This window comes from Bacillus sp. JJ783, from assembly GCF_036963225.1.
In the GTDB taxonomy this organism is placed as follows: Bacteria; Bacillota; Bacilli; order Bacillales; family Bacillaceae_G; genus Bacillus_A; species Bacillus_A cereus_U.
Genome location: NZ_JBALMG010000130.1, coordinates 1 through 23,417, shown reverse-complemented (window position 1 = coordinate 23,417; position 23,417 = coordinate 1). Strand labels below are relative to the sequence as shown.

Below are 23,417 nucleotides of genomic sequence, written 5' to 3'. Positions count from 1 at the left end.
CTTGCTACCAAAGGCGAAGTCCATTTCTGGTATCGCTGACGTGCAAGATTGCGGTGTGCCATCACCACTCCCACAACAGACCATATAGGTTCGTGGGCTACGGTACTGTGACCATACCGTACAGATTGTTGGTTCTCAAATGTTTTTACGTCTTTTGCATGACGACTTAATACATTTTACGGAGTAGAAGAATTTGCTACCCCAACCTCATATGTATTCTGTTTTCAGAGAACAGTCGTTTTAGAGTCTTTTGCATGACTATGAATAAAGTATACCATGTTTTGCTACGCAAAAACGATACTTGCATCCCACGTCTAAAGACGGACTAAAGTCCTGCGTGGGCTTTCCCGTATCGTAAATTCTGTAAGGGGTAAAATGGAAAATGAGTATTAGACAGATTTTGAAGAAGTATCTTTTGATTAAATTTGCAATAAAAAAAAGGAGAGAAAGAAACATGAGCCAACATGATAATGAAGATTTTAGAAAGTTCATCTATAAGTTTTTGTATTAGTAATACTTAACTAATCAAAATTGTATTATAAAAGCTCCAAATTGTGATAAAAACCATAAGTTTGCCGTTTTGGCAAGTTTATGGTTCTTTTTGTTTATGGCAAAGTTATGCTTCCATTTTATTTGGATAATTAGTTAAAGATCTTCTAAAATAAGCGATTTCCGGCAAGTTTATGCTTCCAACTGCGGCAAACTTATGGGTAAAGTGACACAAATGTCCTGCATTTGGAGCTGTATTAGAATTTCATGAATTTGTTGAATGGTTGGTATCGTAGAACCATTTTACCTTCTATATTATTTAGACGAATAAACCCAATCTCTTTATATCTGCTGTCTAAACTTTCCTCGCGATTATCCCCTAAAACAAAAATAGTATCATTTGGGACTCTTTCGAAGCCATATATGCTAGTTAATGAAAAGTCAGTTGTTTCACCTTTTGAGTATGTTTCTTTTACCTGAATTCCATTTATATAAAGCTGCTGTGATTTATATTCTATTTTATCTCCGGGTAAACCAATTACTCTTTTTATAATTGTTTTTTTAACCGAAGTGTTTCCTAAGGGTGAATTGACAACAACAATATCAAATCTTTGCAGATCATCAATTGAATTAGTAAAGTGATTAATTAGAACCTTGTCATTATTCAATAGGGTGTTTTCCATAGAAACTCCGGAAACTTTATATGGAAAAAAAACAAACTGTCTTAGAAATAATAAGATAACACCAATTAAGAATATTGATACTGGAATAACAGAAATTAGACGTTTTCTCAATTGTAGATCAAACTCCATTCTGAGGGTTTATATTATTCATAATAACACAAAAACAAAGGTTTAAATATTCTGAATATTATTGTATTTGTGAGTGTAATTTGTTAAAATTAAGTATACCTTTTTTACTTTCAATTTTTTATATCCATAACTACTATAGCCCTTTCGGGGTTTCGATTTTCAAAGATAGTTTAAGTTTTTTACTTTTACTTTCTTTTTAAATACAACTCCGAAAAGGGCTTTTTTGCGTTTTTTGGAGAGTATCACATTGTGAAAGGATGAAGATTTTTATGAAGATTAAGAGGATGTTTTTAGTGTTAGGTGTTTTATCTATTATGTTTGTTTTTTATAACACTTTTATAAAAGATGAACCTCAAACAGATGCTTTAACTCCTATCAAGGTAGAAAATTTGAATCAAAAGATTCAATACGACTATTCGTTTGAAGATGAATTATCACAAAATGTGATTAACGATTTAGGCGGGCAATTCAAATTAATATTTGATGATATTGATAAGAATGGGCACTTAATCATTTATCAAAATACAAAGGAACTTGAAATGTTTTTAGGAAATCATGTGACTACTGCAGAATTAGCTGATGAATTTACATCAGAATATTTTAGTACTGATAAGAATTACAAAGTTACTTATAAAAGTAAACCAAATGTATTCAATTATGAAAAGCCAAGAACTGTTACAAGAATAAATAAAGGATTGTTTTTGGTTAAACAAAACGACTTAATTCTGGAATTTAAATATGTACCGGAAATAGATGGATTTAGAATTTCTGAGATTACATATTTAAAATAAAAAAATTATTAGGAGGGATTTATTATGTTTAAAATTAGAACTGTGATTGCAGATGCATTAAGAATTGATGAAGAAGTGAATAGTTTTTTGAAGTATTGTGCTAATCAACGGAAAATAGTTAAAAAAATAACGCCAAGCGGGTTCATGAATCGTGAACAAGGCCAACCGCTTTTGGTAATGGTAATTGAATATGAAGAAAGTAATTAACTGCAGTCATGAAAAAGACGGGAATCTATTCCTTGTCTTTTTTATTTTGACTAAAAAGTAGTGATGATTAGAATCATTTATTAAGACTTTCAGAAGCAATGCATCCTGTTACTTTAAATGCTTATCGCTGGAAGATAACTAAAGGGAAACTGATTAAAAAACGTTTAATTAGGATTGAAAATATCGATTTAAGAATCGATACAGAACTCGTAGGTGTTAAAGTAGGTGATCCGGTTTATATCCATGTAGGAGATGTCATTTCATATGTCACAGCTGCTGAATGGGATCAGTACCAAAAAGAACAAAGTGTTATTGAAGATAGTTACAATAAGATGCTAACCGGTAAAAGCCGTAATGGAAATTTTAAAGAATAAAAATGATTAAAAAAGAGGAGTGTATAAAATGAATGTTTCTATTTATAATCGCGAAAATAAAGAATGGAAAGAGAGAAAGGAAACAAAAATCAACAGTTTTAACGAAGTACTAAAGACATTGCAAATTCTTGAAAAAAATGTAGGAGGGAAACCTGTATTGCGCCGGCAGATGTAAATTTAGGAAATTATCAAGAGTTAATAAAGATGGAAAATATAATACGAAATAAGCTTATAGGATATCACGAAGATTTTTTTCTTTGATATATATTATTATTTCTTATTTAAGCGAAAGGTATTGTGGTTAGTGCGTGAGACAGGAACTAGAATAATAAATTTATACAACTATGAAAATGTAGAGGATAAAAAGGTAGCATTTGAGATACTGGAATTCTATATTCATCAAAAATGTAGTGTGATCTACAGTATAATTGATGGCAGATTCAAAAAATAAATAGTAATCAGGCTTTCAAATTATTAGAAAGAGTAAAAGTATCTAATAATTTAATTTGTTAACTTGAGAAAGTTAAATTACGAAATGAATTTTCTGAATTAAAAGATTAAATAAACTTCATTGTGATATAATTTAGTTGCATTTTTTCTTTTTCTTTTTTATATCACTAATTACTTATAACCTTTCGGGTTAATGAAATTACACAAAAAGGAACTTTATGTTGCTTTATTTTATTGTGTAAACACTTCATTTTCCTGGAAGGTTATTTGTTTTTGCCTGAAAGGGGTGATGCTATGTCATAGGAACTAATTATTAAATAGAAACTGCTGCTGCAACGTCAAAAGTTTTTCGAAAAGGGGTGCATATTATGTTGATCACTGTTATTGTCACTGTTGTGGCTGGAATGGTCTCAGGATTGGCTAGTCACTACATTACAAATAAAAAGTTTTTGTTGCCTCGTAAAAGTAAGCTTGCATTTCACCCAGGTTTCTTGGGAGAAATGTTTGTAGGCAGTATTGCTTCACTCGTTGGTGTTGCAATGTTTAACCCTGAAACAACAATGGATATTCTCAAGGTGAGTATTCTTGCTGGGATTTCAGGGCAAGCCTTCTTGCTGCACAATCGCTTGGCAACTGAACAAGTAAAAACCGACGAGATTCAGTCTATTTCAAAGAAATTGACCGAACTCGAAAAAAAGAATAAGGAATAAAAGAGGAGTAATCTGGTATAAATAGAAGTAGAGAGATGAGGAGATTTGGTTATGTAACGGCCAAATAAAGAGAGTTGAGTAGAGGTGAGCCCGATGTCTCGAAAGGAAGTTTTTGATTATCTAGATGATCAAGAAAAGGAAGATTTAGCAGAATGGACAGAAGAGCTTAAGAATGCTCAATCTACGAAAGCAGTTAAACTTTATTCAAGTAAGATAAAGGAACTGCTAGGAAAGATTGAACAACGAATGATTAGTTCAGGAGAGGAAGCAGCGACGGTTAGCTTCTAATTGAATAGCAAGATAGAAAGAAGCTGTTGGAGAATTTATCCACCAGCTTCTTTTTTTATCGGGCAACATTGTTTTAGTATTATCTATAGAAAAAAGTTTTTATTTAAAGGATATATCAAAAGATTAGCTGAATAGCAGTTGATGCTAGCCTAAGATGATTTTTAACCTTATTATATTAATAATATATTTATAAATTTTTAATAAAAAATACAACAATATTATGTAAAACATGTATACACCATACAATCCAAAATGGTGGAAATTTTGTATGTCCATTCTCATATTTTCTTGTATAAATCCAATAAGAGTAAGCAAATACCAAACCCATAATGCAAGCATATAACATATAAGTATAGCTAAAATGGTGGCTCAATCCAAATATAATAGCTGAAATAAAGATAATTGATTTGTTGTTTTTTTCCATACCGGGTATCAATTTTAAAATCCAAAATATAAACATTTGGTATAGAGCTGTTTCTAATAAAGGTGCAATGACTATGCCATCCACTATTTGAATCCATAAATATTCATCTTCAATGGGGTTTTTTTGTAATCCTCCTGGTAGAAAACTGGTGGGGAGTGGTAACAAGAAAGATGCAAAAGTCATGAACAGAATAAACCATTGTGTTTTTAAATGATAAAAATAATGTTGTGTCTTCTGAATCATTGATATATTCTCCTATACTGCCGTGTCCTATTTACGGTTTATAAATAGGTGTACTTCTAACCTAGTAATAATTTAGGTATATAAAAAGACACTATATATAGTGCCTTTTTATACGTTGACCTATTCTGAAAGAAAATGTAGTGATTAATAATAGTTTGTTGGATGCTACTTGGTTGATATTAGTATAACATTATCATCGGTGATTTTAAATGTAATTATACATATATATGATTTTTATTATGTTGTGGTTAGAGTCATGTTTTTTCTTCTTATATATGGTGCATAATTTGAGATTGTATAATGTCTTTCCATAAATCCTCCCTCATTGAAGTAGAAGGAACATCTATACTAGGAGACAAAAAAATAAAAAAGGAATATTTTAATAATATAACCAGATTTTATAGTAAAATAGGTCTCATGGTATGAATGTACGTTTTAGATATGAGCCCAATGAACCATATGCTTTTAGAACTGAGAAAGACCTTAAAACAAATAAGTTATATATTTTAAGACGGTAATGCTTCAAGCAGTATAGTTGGAAACGTCAGGAACTTAAATGATTTAAGATTCAAACTATATAAAAGTTAAAGTATACGACTAAGGAAAAGAAGGTTTTGCAGTGTGCTGCACATTCAAGAATTAATTCTTACGTAGGGAGTGCTTATATGAAAAGTTTGAAACATGTAATATTGCTAGTATTATGTTTCTTATGTCTAAGTGGTTGTAATCAAGAAAATGGAGCTAAGGTACAAGAATATATAAAAGAAAAACACGGTATTGATGTTGTTGTAACAGATTGGAGCCCGATAAATGAAAATAATGGTGGTAATACCTACCATACTGTGCAAGAAAAAAATAACAAATATCTAAAATTCCGAGTAAAGGTACAAGGTCTCCTCTATTCAAATCCAGTAGGTGATGAATACCAATATGGAAAAAAAACATATGAGGAATATAAGAAATTCAAACCAACTCTAGAAGAAATGAAAAAATTAGGCTACGTGGAATCTGAAACGGAAAATGCTCTTCAATATATGTTAGATAATAAAGATCGAGATGAAGGAAAACCAACTAATGAATTATTATTAACTTTGCAAATGAGTAACGAGATTGACTTTAGCCAATTGGATTCAGTAGAATTAGACCGTTTATATTCTCTATTTCAACTCATTCAGAAGAATAATAAAAAGATAACAGAACTAGAGATTAAGGATCAAAATGGTAAATCTTTAGGTGGACCTTTTAAAAATGTACAAAAAATAATAACAAAAGAAGAACTGTTACTAACAATGAAATCTACGATGTCAGATGCCATAAACAAATATTAGGAAAATTGGATAGAACGCACACCAAAGTAGAAGAAAGATTACATGAAATGCAAAACGATCGATTTGCAATTAAAGATATTACTTATATAAGTTCGGATCATGAGGAACTTCGAAAATATATAGTGATTTTAGCGCTTAATAGCGACGGTATATTTGAAAACAATCCCCCTTTAATTGAGGATTTACTCAAAGTAACCATAATGCTTAAAGAAGAACTATATAATAAAAATTATGCCATAGATTTAACCAATAAGACTGGAACATTATATACAACTTGGTTATCATCAAAAGAAATTAAAGAAGCAAATAACATCGAAGATCTTGTAAAAGAGAGATTTCCTGCGAATTAAATGTAAAGTCCTTTTTATGTTTGTTATTTGATGTGAAAGCACGATATTTCGAAGTCTCAACCCATGCCCATCAACTTAAGAATTTTATAACAACACAGGCTAAAAATTCCATGTATTTTTGAAAGAAAACGGCTTATATTTTCGTTTTGGGGTATTTGCTTTTCATAGCTTGATGGTGATGTGGTACTATCTCTATATGTTATTATTAATTGCACTAGGAGTACAGGAACGTTATAATAATCCCTAATTACATATAAAGAGGTGCAGAAGATGAATAAAACAGAATTAACAAAAGTAGTTGCGGATAAAGCAGAACTTACACAAAAGGATGCTGCTACAGCGACACAAGCTGTATTAGACGCTATAACAACTGCTCTTGCAAATGAAGAGAAAGTACAGATTCTTGGCTTTGGTACATTTGAAGTACGTGAAAGATCTGCAAGAACAGGTCGTAACCCGCAGACAGGTGAAGAAATGCAAATTGCTGCTTCAAAGGCGCCTGCATTTAAAGCTGGAAAAGAATTAAAAGAGGCAGTGAAATAAGTATACTAAGTGAAAAAGGATCTGATACTCATATCGGATCCTTTTTATTTGTAACACGGCAATTTCTAATTTAAAGGAAATTTTATGTGAGGGATACCGTCAGGACTTTGTAAAACCCCCAGGTTAAGAGTATGCAAGATTTTATACAGATTTTCGGCTAATTCAGTAACAAACGAGAGCCCTAAAATCCATGACAGGATAGGAATGTATAAAAGGATGAATAGAGTTATAGAAAATAAAAAAGAGGATTCCTCCCGAGAGTAAGGATTCGTCTTTGTATTGCTACCAATAATGAGAAGTTATGTTAACCGAGCATGAATATCCTATTCATCCAAATTTGCACAAAGTTGTCTTTGCTGATGGTACAATTAAAGTCATGGAGGGATATTATGGGAATTTATTATGTACCATTGTTTCTTATATTCGGCACTGCAATATTCTTATTTTTCTTGTCTGGTTCATCAAAAATTAAGGCTAAAAACCTATCATTGATAATGGTCTGTTTAGGGATAAACCTACTCACAAGTCCAATAGCTTTTCTTATAGGTGGGATAGCTGAATATGCAGGTGGGGTGGCTTATTATGGAGCTTATTATGCAGGTGATTCAGAAACAGCCCCTCCTCTAATTAGTCGTGCACTATATTTTTTGGGAGGATTTCTCTTCATTCAGGGAATACCGCTTCTCATACTACTTGCAGCTTTTGGGAAGTTTGCAAGAGCAAAGAAAACAAAACAAGTATAGAAGCACATAACGAATAAGTGGATGCCTTTTTAGAGGAGGATCCGCTTATTCTGTAAAAAGACAATAAAGCTATTAAATTTTAAAACCTAAAACAAGCAAAACCCCGTTCTAAATTTAGGACGGGGTTAAAATATAGTTGTTTAATTTTCGATATAAGTTACTTAACTGCACTCAAAAATATAACAATAAAGTCGTTTAATAGGGGTAGAACCACATGTATTTTTAGGCAATTCCAATTGAGTAATTCAACCTAAAGTTCTATTTTATATTTTTTTCAGCTGCGTAATCACCATAAAAGTAAGTGTCCCTTAAATCCTCACTTTTAGGAGTAGCAATTATAGTATATTCACCATTTCCATCGACTTCAAACAAAGCTATATTATCATATTCCGGTTCTATAAAGTGGGGAAAGTGATCAGGATTTGAATCATTTACTTTCATTTCGATACTGTATATTCCTTTTGTTAATACTCCACTTTTTTGAAAGCCCTCAATTAGATCTTTGGCTTTTGGAATAGGATGTTTATTTTTATTCATGTCAAATTCAAATAGAAAATTCACCACACCTAGATACATGCCATTACGATTTTTACCTTGGAGGTCATTTGGTATTAATTTAGGTAAAAGTTCAGTAGTATCTATCTTTTGGGTCTTTTTAAAATCATCAAGTAGCTCTTGGTAATTATTTACATTTACCCCAATGTTGTCGTAAGGAAATATACGAATAGAACCATTTTCTTCTCGGACAGCTTTATTAGGATATTTTACTAACCCATATTTTTTTATGATCTGTTTCATTACTTGAACTACTTCTGGATGTTGCTCAATATATGCACCCTTGAATTGTTCAAGATAGATATCGTCACTGTCATCGTTTAAAATTTTTAAAGTACCTCTTTCAATCATTAGGAACGGATAAGTACGATATGGATTTTTCATTTCTACATAAGTTTGATGGTCAATCCCTTCAAGCCAATTATTATCAGTCTGAATAACAGAAAACTCACCTTGTATTCCATAGTTTGTTTTTAAATATTCTTGTATTGGTTGATTCAGTTCATCTTTAGGGAAATAACATCCACTAAGAATTAGGAATGATGTACTGACTAAGATGACTTGAATTAATCTTTTAATACTTTTCATTTTCCACCCTACATTTCTTGAATTTTAATAATATTATAACACTTACATCCGACTAAATTGCCACGTTGGCTTAAGTACACTTCTTCACAATCTTAACGAAACAATTAATAATATCACTCTATAATCTGGCCCAATTGCTGAATAACATGACCGGCATTTTTACAACAACTCTATTATTTCTGTACAAAAGGAGATTTTATGTGAAGGGTATCATCAGGTTTGTAGAAATACCCCCGGTTAAGAGTATGCAAATTTTTATGCGGATTTTCGGCTAATTGAGTAACAAACAAGAACTCTAAAACGGAGCTAGGATAGGAATGTATAAAAGAATACATAGATCCATAGAACAAAAAAGAAGGTTCCTTTGTGAGAATACGGTTTCCTCTTTTCATTGCTACCGATAATGAGACTTTTTGTTAACCTCACATGAATACCCTATTTATGCAAATTTGTACAAAATTGTCTTTGCTGATGGTACAATCAAAATCATGGAGGGATATTATGTTAATTTTTTATGTAATACCATTTTTTCTTATATCCGGTACTTCAATATTTTTATTTTTCATGTCTGTTTCACCAAAAATTAAGGCTAAAAATCTATCGTTGATAATGATCTGTTTAGCGATAAACCTACTTACAATTCCAATTTCTTGTTTGGTAGGTTCATTTGTTTCTTATACAAATGAGGCGGCAACAGAATTTAGATATAATAATCCACTTTATTTTTGGAAAGGATTTTTCTTTATTCAAATAATACCGCTTTTCATACTACTTGTAGCTTTGATACGGTGGTTTATCCGCAAGGGTAAAGAAAAAATCGAAACATAAAATTTAAAAATGACTTCCAATAATGAGACGTTATGTTAACCTTACATGTATATCCTATACATTCAAAAATCCTAACAAATCGATTCTTCCAAATGGTACAATTAGGAAAAGAGAGGTAAACAGGTTGGTCTTATATCGTCGGTTTAACATGGCTAGCAAGCATTGCATTACTTTGGGCAAACCTTGCTAAGTTGATTCCAAATCAGGTTACTTCCCTAAGTATCTATATCGTTATGACTTTGAGTGCACTGGGAGCCAATCTGAAGGGCTTTATCGGCTTAAAAAGAAAAAATATTGAGAGCAGATCATGTCTCCCTCAAAATGGGAAAGGGTTTGCTGTGCAACAAGAATTTCATTGAATTAAGTGTAGGAGGAATTCGAATGGATGGAGTACAAAAAAATAAAAATAAAAACCTGTTGGTATTGATTTATCTTAGTTTAGGATTAAATCTCATCACAGCTCCATTAGCATTGTTTATAGGCGGGATGACAACAGACCCTCCAGGCAGTACTGAACTTGATTTTTTAAAAGGATTTCTCTTCATTCAAGCAATACCACTTTTCTGATTGTTTATATTTTTGGCATGGTACTTTATCCGTAAGAATAAATATGCTTATGCTGGAATAGCCTTTTTTGTGTCTGTTATCATACTAGGTACCCCTATTGTTTGGATATATGATATGTATAATTCTTTCGCTAAGAAGGTCTTTTTAATACCTGATGGTTACAAAGGATGTATGGGTGTCCTTTATAACATCAAGGATGCACCACCCCTAAAAATTGAAGATAAGAAAATTATATATCAAGTAACTAAAGATGGACTATTGAAAACATCATCGAATGAAAGGATTGGTAGGGAAAGTGACCTTGATTCTGGATGGAATAATGTAAAATACTATTATGTAGACAAAAGCGGAAACCAAGTTAAGAGGTTAGAAAAAGGCAAAGATATTCACAATATATCAGTAGCATCGCAAGCAGGATTGACATATTCGCAATTCTTTATAGGAACAAAGAAAGAAGCAGAAAAACATCCACAATTCTCAATGTGTTTTAACGAAGAACAACAACTACAAATTGATCATAAGTAAGTCATTTATTCATATGGATGATTAGGAGGAAGCATCTGCGGTAGCCCCAAGTCGAGTATAATCCTTTATTAATGTGTTTTATACATCCAATCATATTTAATGGAGTGGTTTTGAAAGATGGAACTTCCGCTAACGATAATTATGTAAATAAGCTGTCCACATAGGCAGCTTATTTTATTTTTCCGCATAGCGTAGGTTATTTTGCAAAATGCTGACGGTATCCCAGGGAGCATAAAAAAAGCAACAAAATACTAAACTTTAGAAGTTAAATAAAGGATAATTAAAAAAGTATACGGAGTGAGATACTCTATAATTGTAATACATTTTTTAAAGTTGTTAGAACACTCAAAATTTCTCGTAAGAACAGCTGTTTTTTTATATCCTATTTACGTAATTTATGTTATGGTTTCATATGTTAATTACTTACAATTTTTTCGGGAGGGGTATGGGGGTTTGAAGGTAAAGAATCTAATATTATTAGCATTTTCACTTATGTTAGTAGCAGGGGGAGCAGCAGGATGTACTACAAATGAAAGGCAAGTAGACAGTAAAATTTCTATTGAGCAAAATAAGAAAGAAGACTATGAAGAAAACTTAGCCTACTTGATGAAAGATATTTCTGAGCAGTCAAAAGTCGTAAGTGACATATTAACAAGCCAAAAATCAGTAGAAGAGAAGAAGAAAGAATTTGATTTAGCTTCTAAAGAATTACTTGAAACATCTGAAAAGGTTAAAAAATTAAAGCATGACGAAAAGTATAAAGATGTGCAATTTACAATGGATACTGCTATGGGTTTACTAGATATGTCACTTAAATCAATTGGAGACGGTCTAGAATTAAAAGATAGGAAATTAATAGAAATAGGAAATGATGCAGTAGTTAAGGCTTCTAAGAAGATAGACGAAGCAAACGAGATGATGAAAAACATCAAATAGTAAGATAAATTAATACAGTGGTAATTTTGTTATCTTCTGAACTACTAGAAAATGAGTTTGAAGAAAGCAGGGAGAGATATGAAACGAAAGGCACTAAAACTTGCGTTACCCTTCATGCTATTAGTAGGAGGAGTTGGTTGTGGAATTAATGCAATAGATGAAGAGCACGCTATTGTTTCGAAAGATGATGCAAAAAAGGAAGACATTTATGCAGGAAACCTACTCCAATTAAATAAAGAGTTTAACACTATTATTGAAGATCTAGCTATAGCTGAGGAAAAGGGGTATAGTTCTGAATCATCCAAAGCTGAGTTTGAAGAGAAATTTAAACAAGCAAAGTCAGTTACAGCACAAATGAGAAGATTAGCACCAAGCTCAAAATATAAAGATGCTCATAAAAAGGTATCTCAAGCAACTACAGCGATAGATAAATCTTTTAATAAGCAATTAGACGCTATTAAACAAGAAGATTCAACTAAACTTAAAGAAGCTACAGACGGTATGAACGAACCATTTGACAAGTATTTAGAGGGGATAAGTGATGTAAACGATATATATTTAAAAGAGATTGAAGACATTGCTGAAACATTAGGAAAATAGGTAAAATAAACGATATTCGTAGTGCCGAATAAAATGGAAACAAATAAAAAAGTGGGAAGAATAGAAAAAGCATTCTAAAACAAAGGGGTATATGTCAATGAAACGTAAGATTTTATCTTTTGTAGTAGTTCCAATGTTAATGTTAACTGGGGTTGGATGTGAGACTAAGGTTAAGAAAGATGAAGCAATGGAAGCTTCTGTTAAACAGAATAAAAAAGAAGACTTCAGTAAGAACCTAGCATATTTAATGAAAGATTTCTCTGAACAATCTAAAGAAATAGACGGTATTGTAAAAAGTAGCAAGTCAATGAAGAAAAAGTCAGAAGAGTTAAAAGAATTATCTAAACCTTATTTAGAGTTAGTGGACAAAATAAGTAAGTTAGAGTATGAAGTAGAAGATTACCCAGTACAACATAATGTAGGTTTAGCGATGATTCATGTAAAAGATGGGGTGGAAATCATACAAGGTGGTTTAGATAAGGGTAAAGAATATGAAGTTGATGGTGGGGTTGAAAGATTAGAGACTGCTTCTAAGTTAATAGATAAAGCAAACAAGGAATTAAAAAAATCTAAGTAACCTAACTATAGGGGAGTGTGTTATATCTACAGGCTATCCTATAATTAATGGATCCTAAACTAAAGCTTAATACATAATAAAAATACCGGCTCTAATAAGAACCGGTATTTTAAATGGTATTATTTCGAAGCACTTATTTTACTAAGTAAAATAAGTGTGTAGTCTAATTTCTATCAATAATCCGTAGGTAACATCATAATAAAACTTTTACCGTTATCAATAATCCAAATACGCTGTGCTAATGGAAGGCTATCCACTATTACATTCGTTTTGGAACGTATTTCAAAACCTGGGCTTTCTGGTTGATAATTTAATACCAAATAATTATCTTCCAATTTTAAATCAAAGATGTGTTTATAACCTAATAAAGAATTGTTTCTTAAAAGTATTTGTGTTTTAAAAAAATCCAAAATGCTTTTAGTTATTATTGAAGGAAGAATTTTATCTATACTTGCAGTTCCATAACAATGACGGTAAATATTACGTATTTTCATATTGTATCCTCCTTTTCAAAACCAAAGGAGATTGAAACATTTAAGGATAAATCTAATGATGGTACATGTAAATTACCCCATGTATCTAATGGATCATGCCCATCTATAACATATCTTTCTTCAATTCTCGCTAAATAATAGTTTTCATTTCCAATGCAATTTAGCCAATAAAATAATAGTAAAATAGATTCGCTATTTTTAGTATCGTTTATGTTTTCTCCTAGTTCTTCTGGCATTTCCCACTTAAAATCCGTCCAATGCCATAACAGACCGTGTGGCAGTGTATTTTTTGTTTTTGCCTTATTTAGTAATTCGTGCACTTTTTCTACTGATTCAGAATTAGTTAATATTTCATTCATAGATCTTAATAAACCTGAATTCCTTATAATTAACACAACATTTGTCATGTGCTTAATACCTCCTAAAGTGTTCCTTATAAAATTTCACGTACCAAATGTTTAATATATCTTTAAACATTTGGTAATCAAGGAAATACTGTCCCTGGAAGGAAGGAAATATCATTTAGAATCTCACACGTAATTACGTAAAATATAATCATAATCGCTATATATATCCATATATAATTTTCTGTGTAGGGTTTTCTTTTCAAATATTTCAATTGTCTCGAAATAATAGGAACAATTTGTACATTTTTTAAAGTGTAAATCCAGTTAATCGGTAGTTAGTTTATTTTTATACAGCCAAATAGCTACATCAAATTGTATTAGTTTTTGATTCTTGAAAATTTCATAGTAGGAGTTTGATAATTATAATTTATCATTTTAGGCAAGAAGACTCCTTCCTCAAGGAACGCGAAGTGAGTAGGTGGGAGATGAATTGGCTTCAGACAAGGGATGGCAGGAAGCCACCTTAATTGTTCGACATTCATAAACTGTTACTTCACTACATATCGAATGTATGTTTGTTGTATAATAGACACATATCGAAATGGGGGTGAAAGGAATAATGATCAATAAAGCATATAAATTTCGTATCTATCCAAATAAAGCACAAGCGACCCTAATCAATAAAACGATTGGTTGCTCTCGTTTTGTATTCAACCACTTCCTATCTCTATGGAATAATGCATACAAAGAAACAGGAAAAGGTTTAACATATGGTACATGCTCTGCCAAACTCCCTGCCATGAAGAAAGAGTTTGTTTGGCTAAAAGAAGTGGATAGTATTGCGATTCAGTCGTCTGTTCGCAACCTTGCGGATGCTTATACACGCCTTCTCAAAAAACAAAACAATGCCCCCCGTTTCAAATCTAAGAAGAACAACGTACAATCTTACACCACAAAACAAACAAATGAAAACATTGCCGTTGTAGGAAACAAAATGAAATTGCCAAAACTAGGTCTTGTTCGATTTGCCAAAAGTCGTGAAGTAAAGGGACGTATTTTAAATGCTACGGTTAGACGGAACCCTTCTGGTAGATACTTTGTGTCATTGTTAGTTGAAACAGAGGTGCAAGAACTTCCGAAAACAAATTCTTACATTGGAATGGATGTGGGACTAAAAAATTTCGCCATTTTGTCAGATGGAACAATCTATAAAAATCCGATGTTTTTTCGATTATTAGAAGAGAAGTTGGCAAAAGAACAACGTGTTCTTTCTAGAAGAACGAAAGGCTCTTCTCGCTGGAATAAACAGCGGGTAAAAGTAGCTAGAATCCATGAATACATGACAAACGCTAGAAAAGATTACTTGGACAAAATCTCGACTGAAATCATCAAGAACCACGATGTTATTGGTATAGAGGATTTGCAAGTATCGAAGATGTTAAAGAATCATAATTTAGCAAAAGCAATTAGTGAAGTATCATGGTCTCAGTTTCGAACTATGCTGGAATATAAGGCGAAATGGTACGGCAAACAAATCATTGTCGTATCGAAAACATTTGCTTCAAGCCAATTATGTTCTTGTTGTGGATATCAAAACAAAGACGTTAAAAATCTAAACTTACGTAAATGGGACTGCCCTTCTTGTCTTACACACCATGATAGAGATATTAACGCAAGTATCAATCTAAAGAATGAAGCGATAAGGCTTCTAACCGCAAGGACTGTGGAGATAGCCTAATAAATTAGAGTTCGATAGAACTCTTTACTTAGGAATCCCCCTCTTCTAAACGAAGTGAAAGTGGGGGTAGTTCAAAAGAAGTAAATATGAAAAAGTTAGAGAATTATCTTAGTTATTAAATAGATTCTGCCTATACTTTAAGTAGAGCCCAATTTATTAAATTTAAATAGTTTATATGTTCATATATAGAATTTTGAAGGGGGTAAATTGTAAATGATTCCAACGTCAACATATGTGGCTAAATGGGTATTAGATGACTTAACACTTGCATCAAGACCAAATCAGGGGATCAAACTAAGTACATTTAAAAAGTTAGAAAAACTTTATGTAGAATACAGAGAAATGATTGAGAGAGATACTAGCTTTGAAATTACGCATTATCTGCTAGAGTTTATCAATCCACATAATCTTTTTGTAGTAAGAGATGGTTACTATATATTTGATAATAAAACAATGAAATTTATTAAAGTATCGGACGATATTCATTTTTCAAATCAAAGCTTAGCGTATTGTAATAATGGCGTTGCAGTGGATTTAATAAACGGAAAAATGCATTTTTTAGAAGGGCAGTATTATAAAGTTAAGACCTCATATGTTGATTTATTAAAAGGTGAAACTATCCCTGTAATAGTACTAAGCCATTTAGATAATAATGTTGGAGTATCAGTACCTTTGACAATGTTTAATGAGGAAAGAACTTTTAAAATTTCAGAGAGTTATATAGTGGATCTTACCTCAAAGAATTGTAACAATGAGAGTGAATTTAGTGAAAAGGGGAACGTAATACGATTTCTAAAACCTTCTATTGTGTAGTTAAGTATATATGTTAATTAAATTCATAATGAATTTAAGAGGGTGAAAAAATTGTCTTTTGAAATGTGTACAGCCTTTCGAGGTAAAGTAATTATAAAGGATGAATATAAAGGAGTGGTGGAATTAATAAATACAGGAAGCTGGGAAGAAGCTGTTTTAAAGTTTCCGTTCGTTAAAGAATATCTAAAAGTTAATCATAGTAAAGACATTCCATTTACAAAGAAACAGATAAATGAAGCATTAGCAGAAGATGATTTTCTATATATGAGGTGGCACATAGGAAACTGGGAAGAAGAGAAAGAGTATTATACAAATTTAAAAGATAATGAATGGTCATTTATAGCCAATCTAAAGAACTACAGAGATACTGAACATAACGTGGCACCTATTACATTATTTATGGATGTGATTTTAAAAGAAGTAGCAGCACATATTATAAGGCTGGAAGTTTGGTATGGTGAAGCTGATGGATCGGAAGAATATTTTTTTATAAATAATGAATTTAAAAAGAAGCTGTAGCAGTAATGAAATATTGCTGCTTTTTTCTTTATTAATACACTAAAATTACTATTGTTCGCTTTATGTATATTCATTTATAATAGAATATGGAAAATTTTACACTACAACAATACATACTTTTTTAAGTATACAGGGCTGGGAACAGCTCTTTTTTATTTTGCTCAGGGGGAGTGTGAAAGAAAAAAGTTTATGTTAGTGGCGAAGTTAAATGATCTAATAGAAAATAAAAGATTAGAATTAGTAGAACTGGTAAATAAACATGGCTTTAGTCATACGAAAGTCCTCTATTTAAGTCAGGAAATTGATAAATTAATTAATAAATATATGATTATAAAAAAGGAACCCTATAATAGTAGGGTTCAAAGGGAACAGATACATAAAATAAATAAAGAGAATAATTTAATTATATAAGAAAATTGATACTGTAATATTGAGAAAGTGTAAAACCGTAATTAATTATTTTATTTTGAAAAGCGATGTGATTATTATTTTAAAAATTAAGAACAGAGTTAATAGATAAAGCAGTTAAACTAATTCATATAAAAGAAGACACCAATGTTAATAAACAGGAAGTCAATATTGCATTTAATGTTAATTAAATAATCTTTTGATTGAAATAGTGCAGAGGTTTTATACTTATTTTCAATAGATAAAACTACATGAAAATAAAAAATAAGTAAAAAAGTGGAGAATTATTTGTCTAAAAATATAGAATTTTTAACAAAAATTCATAATTATGTTAACAAACCATATTTTAGGCGTTACCCCCGATTATGTAGAATAAATAATTTTTCGATGAGCTAAAGTATTTGGCTAAAAGAACTTGTAGCGGGGCCTGCTACAAGTTCTTTTATTTTTTAGTAAAGCAAAATAAGAAAAAAGGAGGGAATACAAGTATGACAAGAAATTTTAAGAAAGCAGCACTTAATTCGTTAGATGGGAAATGGGGAGTAGGTATAGGAGTATCAGCTTTATTCTATTTTGTACCAACCTTAAGTGCATCAGCAATCGCCACTTTCATGTATTTAATATTTGTACTGTTTATCGGGATAATTGGCCCGGATGTGTTATTTATTTATTCAATTGGTGGGCAACCACAAGTAGATCCAACAGCACTTGCTGTACTTATTCTAAGTTATATTTGTTTAGGTGGGGTTTGTTTCCTAATTTACAGTGTCATACAAGGTATTTTTAATTATGGATATTCTGTTTTTACTTTACACTTAGGGAAAAAAGAAGATGCTAAGGTAGACGATGTATTTTCGGGATTTAAAAAGAAGAATTTGTTTAAATCAATGAAATTGGGGGTGCTGCAAGCTATTTTTCTTTTTTTATGGAGTCTCTTATTAATTGTTCCAGGTATTATTAAATATTTTTCTTATTCCATGTCGTATTACATATTAGTAGAGAATCCTGATTATACAGCGAGTGAAGCATTGAGAGAAAGTAAAAGAATAATGAAAGGACAAAAGCTAAAGTTATTTGTTCTTTGGTTATCATTTATTGGTTGGTTTTTATTAGCCGCATTTATCGGAATGTTTACATTTAATCTATCATTTATTTTTATTTCTCCTTATTACAACACAACGGTCTCACATTTTTACTTAGATTTAATTAAAAAACAAGATGTTGGAGGAGCGAAGGTAAGTATATAAATGGGGAGAGTGGATATGCGATTATGCACATTCACTTTTTAATATTATATTAAAAGACTTAAGCTGCTGGATATACCATGTTTATTATGATTTGAGCAAGGATACTAGAAACGTGTTGCAAGTTTGATTGAATAGGGCAAGGATACCGCAAACGTGTTGTAAGTTGGAGGAAATAGGGGAAGGATTATACAAAGATTCGAGTACTGATTTTTTTATGATGAATTTTCATTAAATTAATACAACTTTTAATAAAAGGATGAAAATTATGGTGTTTAGAGGAAAAATAATTCTTTTAGTAAAGGATAATTATGGTTGTATACATTTTTATAAAAAACAGTCTAGAGGACCTGCAGAATTAACTCAATACAAAGAGTATCTTCAAAATCTTGAAAAGAATAAAGACATTCACTTAATACAGTCTTATGTCATTAATAAAGAGAATAAGGATAGTAAATATGTATGGTGTTCACACTTAATAAGAAAAGAGATAGATGAGAAGATATCACCTAATCATCAAAAATATATAGACTATTTAGCAAAGAATAGGTCCGATATTACTTTTATTGGACCCTATAAATCAATGAGGACTAAGGGGGTACATGTATGCTTTCGTGGGCATGAATGGAAGGTAGCCCCCATTAAGATCAAAAAGGATGGGGAAAATTGTCCTAGCTGCAAAAGAAAGTATAAAGAGTCTAATGGAGCGGAATTTATTACAGAATTTCTAATTAAACACAATATAGTTTTTATTAAAGAACTATCTCTTAAAAAACTTGGATTTGAGTATGATTATCGAATGGATTTTGTTGTTTGCCAAGGGAAATATCCTTTATTTGTTATTGAATATAATGGTATACAACATTATAAATATATGAAATCAGAGTACTTTGGGGGTTTTAAGGGATCGAGAAAGCGAATGTTACGAGACAAAATAAAACGAAATTTTTGTTGGGGGCTGGGATTACCAGTTGTAGATATCCCTTATAGTGAGACCAATGTACAAATAGAAGAAACCATTTTATATTTTTTAAAACTATATGAGTTAATTTAAGAGAAGTACCACATCGACATCAAATTGAAGTTGATGATAAAGTTAATGAAGTATAAGCAATACAATGAGTTGCAGTGAAAGTAATAGCCCTTAAAAAAATAAGAAGATCAATCTAGAAAAAACTATCTAGTTTGATCTTCTATTATTTTATTTCTCATTAATGCATTTTTACTCTTAAAACAAAATACTCCAAGCTTTTGTTATTCTTTAAATCCTCAAAATTTGGTCCGATTTTAAAATCAAATTCATTAGTTATATTCTTCAATGTATAAAGGTTTGTTCCATCTACGCTTGTATGAGGCGCAATGTATCCTCTTTGATCCCAGTTTCCTTTGAAATCTGAAGACATTGTACTTTGTCCGTTTTGTTCTATTTTAGCCATAGGCGCACCAGAAGATATAGTTTGGTCTGTAGTGTTGTTAATTGTATATTTCACGCGAACTATATTATCAGCTTGTTCAATTTTATGAACAGTAACAATAACACCACGTTGTTCTAAAGTTACGCTGGTAGCCGGTTGCTCTTGATTTTGATTAGGTTTTTGTTGATTATTGTTAGAATTATTATTTAAATTATTATTACTACTATTAGTGTCCCATTCATTATTTGTATTAGTGTTGTTATTCCCGTTATTATTACCATTAGAATTGTTTGAATTACTGTTACTGTTATTATTATTGACATTAGAGTTGTTTGAATTACTGTTATTGTTATTATTACTGTTATTGTTATTATTGCTGTTAGAGTTGTTTGAATTCCCGTTTTTGTTATTATCGTTGTTATTATTGCTTGAATCACTATTATTATTGTTTTGTTGTTTACTAGATTCAGCATTTGTTTTTTCTTTGTTATCAGTTACACCACAAGCTGACATAGAAAATGCTAATCCAGTTGCTAATAAAATTTTCCCCGATTTTTTCTTCAAATTTTTCATGATATTATTGTCTCTCCCTCTTCAAATCCTATTGTTATGTGAAAAAGGAATACAAACTTCTTCTAAAATCACCCGAAAAGTCCCTTTATATGTATATAATTTCACAATAAGTTACAATTATAGTCAAAGTTATTTGTATAATTCCGAGATTTAAATCAATTAGGTGCATATTGAAAAAGACAAAGAAACAAAAGGAATCCATTTTGAAAGGAGATTGATTAAAGTAGAAACCTGCTTTATGGTGCTTAAAGAGGAACTGACTACCGTTTAATAAGTAAAAAAATTTGCTGAGAATTTTTTGTTTAAGCAATATAGGAATACTTAGGTATTGAAGATTTGAAAAATAAATCTTTAATAAGTGTATGGCAGTACATGAAAAGAAGCGTATAGTTAAGTATCCATTCGGATGCTTTTATTTTGTAAGAGAAAAAGCGTTGCAACTTTTTTATAAACAGTTAATCTTTATTTTAAATCCACACAATAAAGGGTGGCACCACATGCCCATCAACCTAACATAGAACAAAAATTTGTTCTAACTTGTAACAAGATAGCTCATTTTTTCGTTTTTAGGTTATTAATTTCTTAAGTAGAAATGATAGCGGTACATTAATGGTTGCATGAAAAAGCGCCGATCTTATCGATAATTTTATTAGTTATAAATATTTACTCGGTTATTCCAGATGTAATCTTAAAAAAGAAAACCCCATAAAAGGTGATACTTTTTACGGGGTTTGAAAAAGAGTATAATTATGTAGCAGTTAAATCAGATGCTCCTAGTGAACTGAAAAAGCATATTAAATATAATATGGAATAGTATCGCTGAATTATGTTTAACGATTCGCTTATCGAAATTAAACAACCTTAATATTTCTTTAAGGGATCCCACCAGCTTATCTAATATCGGTATCTTGGCTTTTAAAAAATGATAGGAGTGAAACACATGTATTGGAAAAAAGATAGAGCTTTTCCACCAATGAAGTTCCAATTAGGTGAAAAAGTATCGTTTAAATTCGGAAATAAGATGCTCATTGGATCAATTGACATTAGAGATTTTGGCGGCTCGATTGAACACGACTATCATTCTTATGATATTCTTGTCAAAGAAGAAAACATGCTATACAAACACATTCCAGAGCGTGATGTTTTCAAACTTACACATTCGGAAAATTTCCACTAGGAAAATGGATACTATAAATGAAGAATGCGAAATTAAAGTAATTGATGAGTTTCAATTAAGTATAGTGGTCCCATCAAGGGGTACCAACGTCAAAACGCGGATATTATACGCTAAGATATTTTTGGAAGTAAAAACCCTAACATAAGAAAACAATTATTTACGACGCCTTCTCTTTGCTTTTTTTCGCTGATTTGTTTGACTATATTTTTTTATATGAGTGCTTTTTTTCCTATTATAATTAGGTAACTTTAATATAAGAACAGAAATAGTAGAAAAAATGCAAAATATAAGGATTGCTATTATCCACAGCTTAATGTCATATTCATATAGCTTACTAAAATACTTTTTGTCACGAGTAATATAGCTTACATTACTGTCAATTGCTTCGAGGGTGTAGGGAATAACCCAAAAGGAACCAATTATCATAACAAATGTTCCAAGTATGAAACTGAGTATATGTTTTATCATGTACTGTTCTCCTTTAAGTATGTTTACTATATATGGTTTTTCTGCAAAGATTGTCTTTATTTAAAATAACATACATTCCTATTAAGCTGATAGTGCATGTGGTGATTTCATGGAAATGAGTATTTAAATTGAATATTTTAAAAAGCGTAGAAAGATTCAATTCCTACGCTTTTTCTTCTTAATAAATGTTTATCGTTGTTCTAAATCTCTTATATAAGATTTTACAGCTTGTAATAAGAATTCTTCCTGTCCCATACCTACATCCGCTGCCACTTGCACTATTTTTTGCTTGAATTCATGATCTGCATGAAAAGTTAATGACTCTACATTACTTTTAAAGTAAATACCTTCTACGTGTGGAAGTATCGTGCCGGATTTCATATGAGAATGTAAGTATTTAATCTCCTCTTGAAACTGCAATGGATCAACTTGTAATACGAAAGGTTTAATTTCTAATTTGATAGTATCAGATGAAATACTCAATCGCATATTTGTGACACCTAGCTCTTTATAAAATAAATTTATTAGATTATAAGTGATGGAATGAAATAGCTGAGGTTTTTTAAATGAAAAAGATAAATAACCACGTTTCGTAATTACCGCTTGTTTATGGAAAGGTTCAAAGGAGTAATCACGTTCCTTATAAGTGGATAGAGGGAAAATTTCTTCGTCTTCTGTAAGAATCTTGCCGTCTGCTCCATTGATCTCTATTACCCTAGCTGTTTTTCCGGTATGTTTATGTGTTAATAATTGATATAAATATATCTCTTCTTCTTGAATCTTAGTAATGAATGTTTTTCGCTCTTTTGATGTAGTTTTTTCATAAGTAAGTTGAAAAGTTTCAAGGTCATCTTTATCAATGATATATACTTCTTTTCCACGTTTTTCAATCTTTGAAGCAGGTAATTTACCAGATTTGATATAGGTAAAAACTGTAGATGGTGCTACATTGAGAATTTCAGCTACTTCTTTTGTGCTATATCCTTCAACCTCTTCAATATTTTTTAAACGTTCAATATCCTCTAAATAAAAAATCTTACTACCGAATTGCTTCCAGTTATCTTTATATACACATTCAATTAATCCATCTTTTTCTTTTTGTAAAATTGTTTGTACCGTTACGCCTAATAAGCCGGCTGCCTCTTTTGTCGTTACAGTAGGTTTTGTAATGAACAATAAATCTTGTGTCATGTAAGGACACCTCCATAACTATTGTTTGCTAGTATTTTAGATATGTATATATCATATCAGAATATGATTTATATTTAAAATAAGAAATAGAATTTATTAAAT

General features: G+C 31.0%; 29 protein-coding genes and 1 pseudogene. 22 read left to right on the top strand and 8 right to left on the bottom strand.

The genetic code is table 11. From position 1 onward, the window contains the following. Nucleotides 1-746 precede the first annotated feature (746 nt). Nucleotides 747-1,283 carry a signal peptidase I gene (lepB, locus tag V7038_RS23765; protein WP_002203149.1) on the bottom strand — a complete coding sequence of 179 codons (537 nt, stop codon included), beginning with the start codon at nt 1,281-1,283 and terminating at the stop codon, nt 747-749. A 287-nt stretch (nt 1,284-1,570) separates the two neighbouring features. Between lepB and V7038_RS23760 the strand changes: the two genes are divergently transcribed. The 6 genes from V7038_RS23760 to V7038_RS23735 all read left to right on the top strand — a co-directional run bounded on the left by V7038_RS23760 (nt 1,571) and on the right by V7038_RS23735 (nt 4,121). Continuing rightward, on the top strand, nt 1,571-2,092 hold the full coding sequence (locus V7038_RS23760; RefSeq protein ID WP_070129293.1) for a peptide ABC transporter ATP-binding protein: 522 nt from the start codon (nt 1,571-1,573) through the stop codon (nt 2,090-2,092). 24 nt (nt 2,093-2,116) lie between these two features. Then, nucleotides 2,117-2,299, top strand: coding sequence for a hypothetical protein (locus tag V7038_RS23755; protein WP_002162172.1), 183 nt, complete (start codon nt 2,117-2,119; stop codon nt 2,297-2,299). A gap of 98 nt (nt 2,300-2,397) precedes the next feature. After that, nucleotides 2,398-2,673 carry a hypothetical protein gene (locus V7038_RS23750; protein WP_002162173.1) on the top strand — a complete coding sequence of 92 codons (276 nt, stop codon included), beginning with the start codon at nt 2,398-2,400 and terminating at the stop codon, nt 2,671-2,673. A gap of 28 nt (nt 2,674-2,701) precedes the next feature. Beyond that, entirely contained in the window at nt 2,702-2,848 is a 147-nt protein-coding gene (locus V7038_RS23745; protein ID WP_002203146.1) for a hypothetical protein, read from the top strand. Nucleotides 2,849-3,491: 643 nt separating this feature from the next. Then, on the top strand, nt 3,492-3,833 hold the full coding sequence (locus tag V7038_RS23740) for a DUF4257 domain-containing protein (protein WP_002203144.1): 342 nt from the start codon (nt 3,492-3,494) through the stop codon (nt 3,831-3,833). Nucleotides 3,834-3,926: 93 nt separating this feature from the next. Continuing rightward, entirely contained in the window at nt 3,927-4,121 is a 195-nt protein-coding gene (locus tag V7038_RS23735; protein ID WP_000087401.1) for a hypothetical protein, read from the top strand. Nucleotides 4,122-4,308: 187 nt separating this feature from the next. Here the strand turns inward: V7038_RS23735 and V7038_RS23730 are convergent, their stop codons facing one another. After that, on the bottom strand, nt 4,309-4,788 hold the full coding sequence (locus V7038_RS23730; RefSeq protein WP_002162177.1) for a CPBP family glutamic-type intramembrane protease: 480 nt from the start codon (nt 4,786-4,788) through the stop codon (nt 4,309-4,311). Between the two features lie 665 nt (nt 4,789-5,453). Here V7038_RS23730 and V7038_RS23725 point away from each other — a divergent pair. From V7038_RS23725 to V7038_RS23715, 3 genes and pseudogenes are all read left to right on the top strand, one after another. Beyond that, a pseudogene (locus V7038_RS23725) lies at nt 5,454-6,466 on the top strand (hypothetical protein). 270 nt (nt 6,467-6,736) lie between these two features. Further along, nucleotides 6,737-7,009 carry an HU family DNA-binding protein gene (locus V7038_RS23720; protein ID WP_001043938.1) on the top strand — a complete coding sequence of 91 codons (273 nt, stop codon included), beginning with the start codon at nt 6,737-6,739 and terminating at the stop codon, nt 7,007-7,009. Between the two features lie 389 nt (nt 7,010-7,398). After that, nucleotides 7,399-7,752, top strand: a complete 354-nt coding sequence (locus V7038_RS23715) for a hypothetical protein (RefSeq protein ID WP_335695729.1) — start codon at nt 7,399-7,401, stop codon at nt 7,750-7,752. Between the two features lie 258 nt (nt 7,753-8,010). Here the strand turns inward: V7038_RS23715 and V7038_RS23710 are convergent, their stop codons facing one another. Beyond that, on the bottom strand, nt 8,011-8,895 hold the full coding sequence (locus tag V7038_RS23710; RefSeq protein ID WP_335695728.1) for a hypothetical protein: 885 nt from the start codon (nt 8,893-8,895) through the stop codon (nt 8,011-8,013). A 501-nt stretch (nt 8,896-9,396) separates the two neighbouring features. Here V7038_RS23710 and V7038_RS23705 point away from each other — a divergent pair. The 6 genes from V7038_RS23705 (at nt 9,397) to V7038_RS23680 (ending at nt 12,928) form a co-directional block, all read left to right on the top strand. After that, nucleotides 9,397-9,723, top strand: coding sequence for a hypothetical protein (locus tag V7038_RS23705; protein ID WP_078181774.1), 327 nt, complete (start codon nt 9,397-9,399; stop codon nt 9,721-9,723). A 381-nt stretch (nt 9,724-10,104) separates the two neighbouring features. Beyond that, entirely contained in the window at nt 10,105-10,290 is a 186-nt protein-coding gene (locus tag V7038_RS23700; protein WP_335695727.1) for a hypothetical protein, read from the top strand. 12 nt (nt 10,291-10,302) lie between these two features. Then, a complete protein-coding gene (locus tag V7038_RS23695) occupies nt 10,303-10,815 on the top strand; it encodes a DUF6843 domain-containing protein (RefSeq protein WP_335695726.1) in 513 nt (170 codons plus the stop codon). A gap of 453 nt (nt 10,816-11,268) precedes the next feature. Further along, nucleotides 11,269-11,751, top strand: a complete 483-nt coding sequence (locus tag V7038_RS23690; protein WP_335695725.1) for a tungsten formylmethanofuran dehydrogenase — start codon at nt 11,269-11,271, stop codon at nt 11,749-11,751. A gap of 78 nt (nt 11,752-11,829) precedes the next feature. After that, nucleotides 11,830-12,351, top strand: coding sequence for a hypothetical protein (locus tag V7038_RS23685; protein ID WP_078181777.1), 522 nt, complete (start codon nt 11,830-11,832; stop codon nt 12,349-12,351). Nucleotides 12,352-12,442: 91 nt separating this feature from the next. Further along, nucleotides 12,443-12,928 (top strand): hypothetical protein, encoded by a 486-nt coding sequence (locus V7038_RS23680; protein WP_335695724.1) that lies wholly within the window; start codon nt 12,443-12,445, stop codon nt 12,926-12,928. Between the two features lie 173 nt (nt 12,929-13,101). On the opposite strand, the gene V7038_RS23675 is transcribed toward V7038_RS23680, so the two are convergent. Together V7038_RS23675 and V7038_RS23670 are read right to left on the bottom strand one after the other, a co-directional pair. Next, nucleotides 13,102-13,422: a DUF960 family protein gene (locus V7038_RS23675; protein WP_071151384.1), complete on the bottom strand. Its 321-nt coding sequence runs from the start codon at nt 13,420-13,422 to the stop codon at nt 13,102-13,104. Then, nucleotides 13,419-13,829, bottom strand: a complete 411-nt coding sequence (locus V7038_RS23670) for a hypothetical protein (protein ID WP_098988932.1) — start codon at nt 13,827-13,829, stop codon at nt 13,419-13,421. Before V7038_RS23670 ends, V7038_RS23675 begins: the two co-directional genes overlap by 4 nt. A gap of 556 nt (nt 13,830-14,385) precedes the next feature. Here V7038_RS23670 and tnpB point away from each other — a divergent pair. The 6 genes from tnpB to V7038_RS23640 all read left to right on the top strand — a co-directional run bounded on the left by tnpB (nt 14,386) and on the right by V7038_RS23640 (nt 19,545). Continuing rightward, nucleotides 14,386-15,507 carry an IS200/IS605 family element RNA-guided endonuclease TnpB gene (tnpB, locus tag V7038_RS23665; RefSeq protein ID WP_071151407.1) on the top strand — a complete coding sequence of 374 codons (1,122 nt, stop codon included), beginning with the start codon at nt 14,386-14,388 and terminating at the stop codon, nt 15,505-15,507. A gap of 213 nt (nt 15,508-15,720) precedes the next feature. Further along, on the top strand, nt 15,721-16,320 hold the full coding sequence (locus V7038_RS23660) for a hypothetical protein (RefSeq protein WP_335695723.1): 600 nt from the start codon (nt 15,721-15,723) through the stop codon (nt 16,318-16,320). Nucleotides 16,321-16,383: 63 nt separating this feature from the next. After that, nucleotides 16,384-16,839 (top strand): hypothetical protein, encoded by a 456-nt coding sequence (locus V7038_RS23655; RefSeq protein WP_335695730.1) that lies wholly within the window; start codon nt 16,384-16,386, stop codon nt 16,837-16,839. 189 nt (nt 16,840-17,028) lie between these two features. Then, nucleotides 17,029-17,250, top strand: a complete 222-nt coding sequence (locus V7038_RS23650; RefSeq protein ID WP_335695722.1) for an aspartyl-phosphate phosphatase Spo0E family protein — start codon at nt 17,029-17,031, stop codon at nt 17,248-17,250. A 485-nt stretch (nt 17,251-17,735) separates the two neighbouring features. Further along, nucleotides 17,736-18,494, top strand: coding sequence for a DUF975 family protein (locus V7038_RS23645; RefSeq protein WP_335695721.1), 759 nt, complete (start codon nt 17,736-17,738; stop codon nt 18,492-18,494). A 265-nt stretch (nt 18,495-18,759) separates the two neighbouring features. Further along, nucleotides 18,760-19,545, top strand: a complete 786-nt coding sequence (locus V7038_RS23640; protein ID WP_335695720.1) for a DUF2726 domain-containing protein — start codon at nt 18,760-18,762, stop codon at nt 19,543-19,545. 157 nt (nt 19,546-19,702) lie between these two features. Here the strand turns inward: V7038_RS23640 and V7038_RS23635 are convergent, their stop codons facing one another. Further along, nucleotides 19,703-20,479 carry a hypothetical protein gene (locus V7038_RS23635; protein WP_335695719.1) on the bottom strand — a complete coding sequence of 259 codons (777 nt, stop codon included), beginning with the start codon at nt 20,477-20,479 and terminating at the stop codon, nt 19,703-19,705. A 940-nt stretch (nt 20,480-21,419) separates the two neighbouring features. Here V7038_RS23635 and V7038_RS23630 point away from each other — a divergent pair. After that, complete coding sequence (locus tag V7038_RS23630; protein WP_335695718.1) at nt 21,420-21,656, top strand: hypothetical protein; 237 nt, start codon at nt 21,420-21,422, stop codon at nt 21,654-21,656. Nucleotides 21,657-21,809: 153 nt separating this feature from the next. Here the strand turns inward: V7038_RS23630 and V7038_RS23625 are convergent, their stop codons facing one another. Beyond that, the gene (locus V7038_RS23625; RefSeq protein ID WP_335695717.1) at nt 21,810-22,124 is read right to left on the bottom strand and encodes a hypothetical protein; all 315 of its coding nucleotides are present in this window, start codon (nt 22,122-22,124) and stop codon (nt 21,810-21,812) included. A gap of 189 nt (nt 22,125-22,313) precedes the next feature. Beyond that, nucleotides 22,314-23,315 (bottom strand): helix-turn-helix domain-containing protein, encoded by a 1,002-nt coding sequence (locus V7038_RS23620; RefSeq protein WP_335695716.1) that lies wholly within the window; start codon nt 23,313-23,315, stop codon nt 22,314-22,316. Between the last annotated feature and the right edge of the window lie 102 nt (nt 23,316-23,417).

Coding starts and splice junctions, on each gene's coding strand:
- V7038_RS23760 (WP_070129293.1), top strand. CDS start 1,571: ATGAAGATTAAGAGGATGTTTTTAGTGTTAGGTGTTTTATCTATTATG.
- V7038_RS23755 (WP_002162172.1), top strand. CDS start 2,117: ATGTTTAAAATTAGAACTGTGATTGCAGATGCATTAAGAATTGATGAA.
- V7038_RS23750 (WP_002162173.1), top strand. CDS start 2,398: ATGCATCCTGTTACTTTAAATGCTTATCGCTGGAAGATAACTAAAGGG.
- V7038_RS23745 (WP_002203146.1), top strand. CDS start 2,702: ATGAATGTTTCTATTTATAATCGCGAAAATAAAGAATGGAAAGAGAGA.
- V7038_RS23740 (WP_002203144.1), top strand. CDS start 3,492: ATGTTGATCACTGTTATTGTCACTGTTGTGGCTGGAATGGTCTCAGGA.
- V7038_RS23735 (WP_000087401.1), top strand. CDS start 3,927: ATGTCTCGAAAGGAAGTTTTTGATTATCTAGATGATCAAGAAAAGGAA.
- V7038_RS23730 (WP_002162177.1), bottom strand. CDS start 4,788: ATGATTCAGAAGACACAACATTATTTTTATCATTTAAAAACACAATGG.
- V7038_RS23720 (WP_001043938.1), top strand. CDS start 6,737: ATGAATAAAACAGAATTAACAAAAGTAGTTGCGGATAAAGCAGAACTT.
- V7038_RS23715 (WP_335695729.1), top strand. CDS start 7,399: ATGGGAATTTATTATGTACCATTGTTTCTTATATTCGGCACTGCAATA.
- V7038_RS23710 (WP_335695728.1), bottom strand. CDS start 8,895: ATGAAAAGTATTAAAAGATTAATTCAAGTCATCTTAGTCAGTACATCA.
- V7038_RS23705 (WP_078181774.1), top strand. CDS start 9,397: ATGTTAATTTTTTATGTAATACCATTTTTTCTTATATCCGGTACTTCA.
- V7038_RS23700 (WP_335695727.1), top strand. CDS start 10,105: ATGGATGGAGTACAAAAAAATAAAAATAAAAACCTGTTGGTATTGATT.
- V7038_RS23685 (WP_078181777.1), top strand. CDS start 11,830: ATGAAACGAAAGGCACTAAAACTTGCGTTACCCTTCATGCTATTAGTA.
- V7038_RS23680 (WP_335695724.1), top strand. CDS start 12,443: ATGTCAATGAAACGTAAGATTTTATCTTTTGTAGTAGTTCCAATGTTA.
- V7038_RS23675 (WP_071151384.1), bottom strand. CDS start 13,422: ATGAAAATACGTAATATTTACCGTCATTGTTATGGAACTGCAAGTATA.
- V7038_RS23670 (WP_098988932.1), bottom strand. CDS start 13,829: ATGACAAATGTTGTGTTAATTATAAGGAATTCAGGTTTATTAAGATCT.
- V7038_RS23660 (WP_335695723.1), top strand. CDS start 15,721: ATGATTCCAACGTCAACATATGTGGCTAAATGGGTATTAGATGACTTA.
- V7038_RS23655 (WP_335695730.1), top strand. CDS start 16,384: ATGTGTACAGCCTTTCGAGGTAAAGTAATTATAAAGGATGAATATAAA.
- V7038_RS23650 (WP_335695722.1), top strand. CDS start 17,029: ATGTTAGTGGCGAAGTTAAATGATCTAATAGAAAATAAAAGATTAGAA.
- V7038_RS23645 (WP_335695721.1), top strand. CDS start 17,736: ATGACAAGAAATTTTAAGAAAGCAGCACTTAATTCGTTAGATGGGAAA.
- V7038_RS23640 (WP_335695720.1), top strand. CDS start 18,760: ATGGTGTTTAGAGGAAAAATAATTCTTTTAGTAAAGGATAATTATGGT.
- V7038_RS23635 (WP_335695719.1), bottom strand. CDS start 20,479: ATGAAAAATTTGAAGAAAAAATCGGGGAAAATTTTATTAGCAACTGGA.
- V7038_RS23630 (WP_335695718.1), top strand. CDS start 21,420: ATGTATTGGAAAAAAGATAGAGCTTTTCCACCAATGAAGTTCCAATTA.
- V7038_RS23625 (WP_335695717.1), bottom strand. CDS start 22,124: ATGATAAAACATATACTCAGTTTCATACTTGGAACATTTGTTATGATA.
- V7038_RS23620 (WP_335695716.1), bottom strand. CDS start 23,315: ATGACACAAGATTTATTGTTCATTACAAAACCTACTGTAACGACAAAA.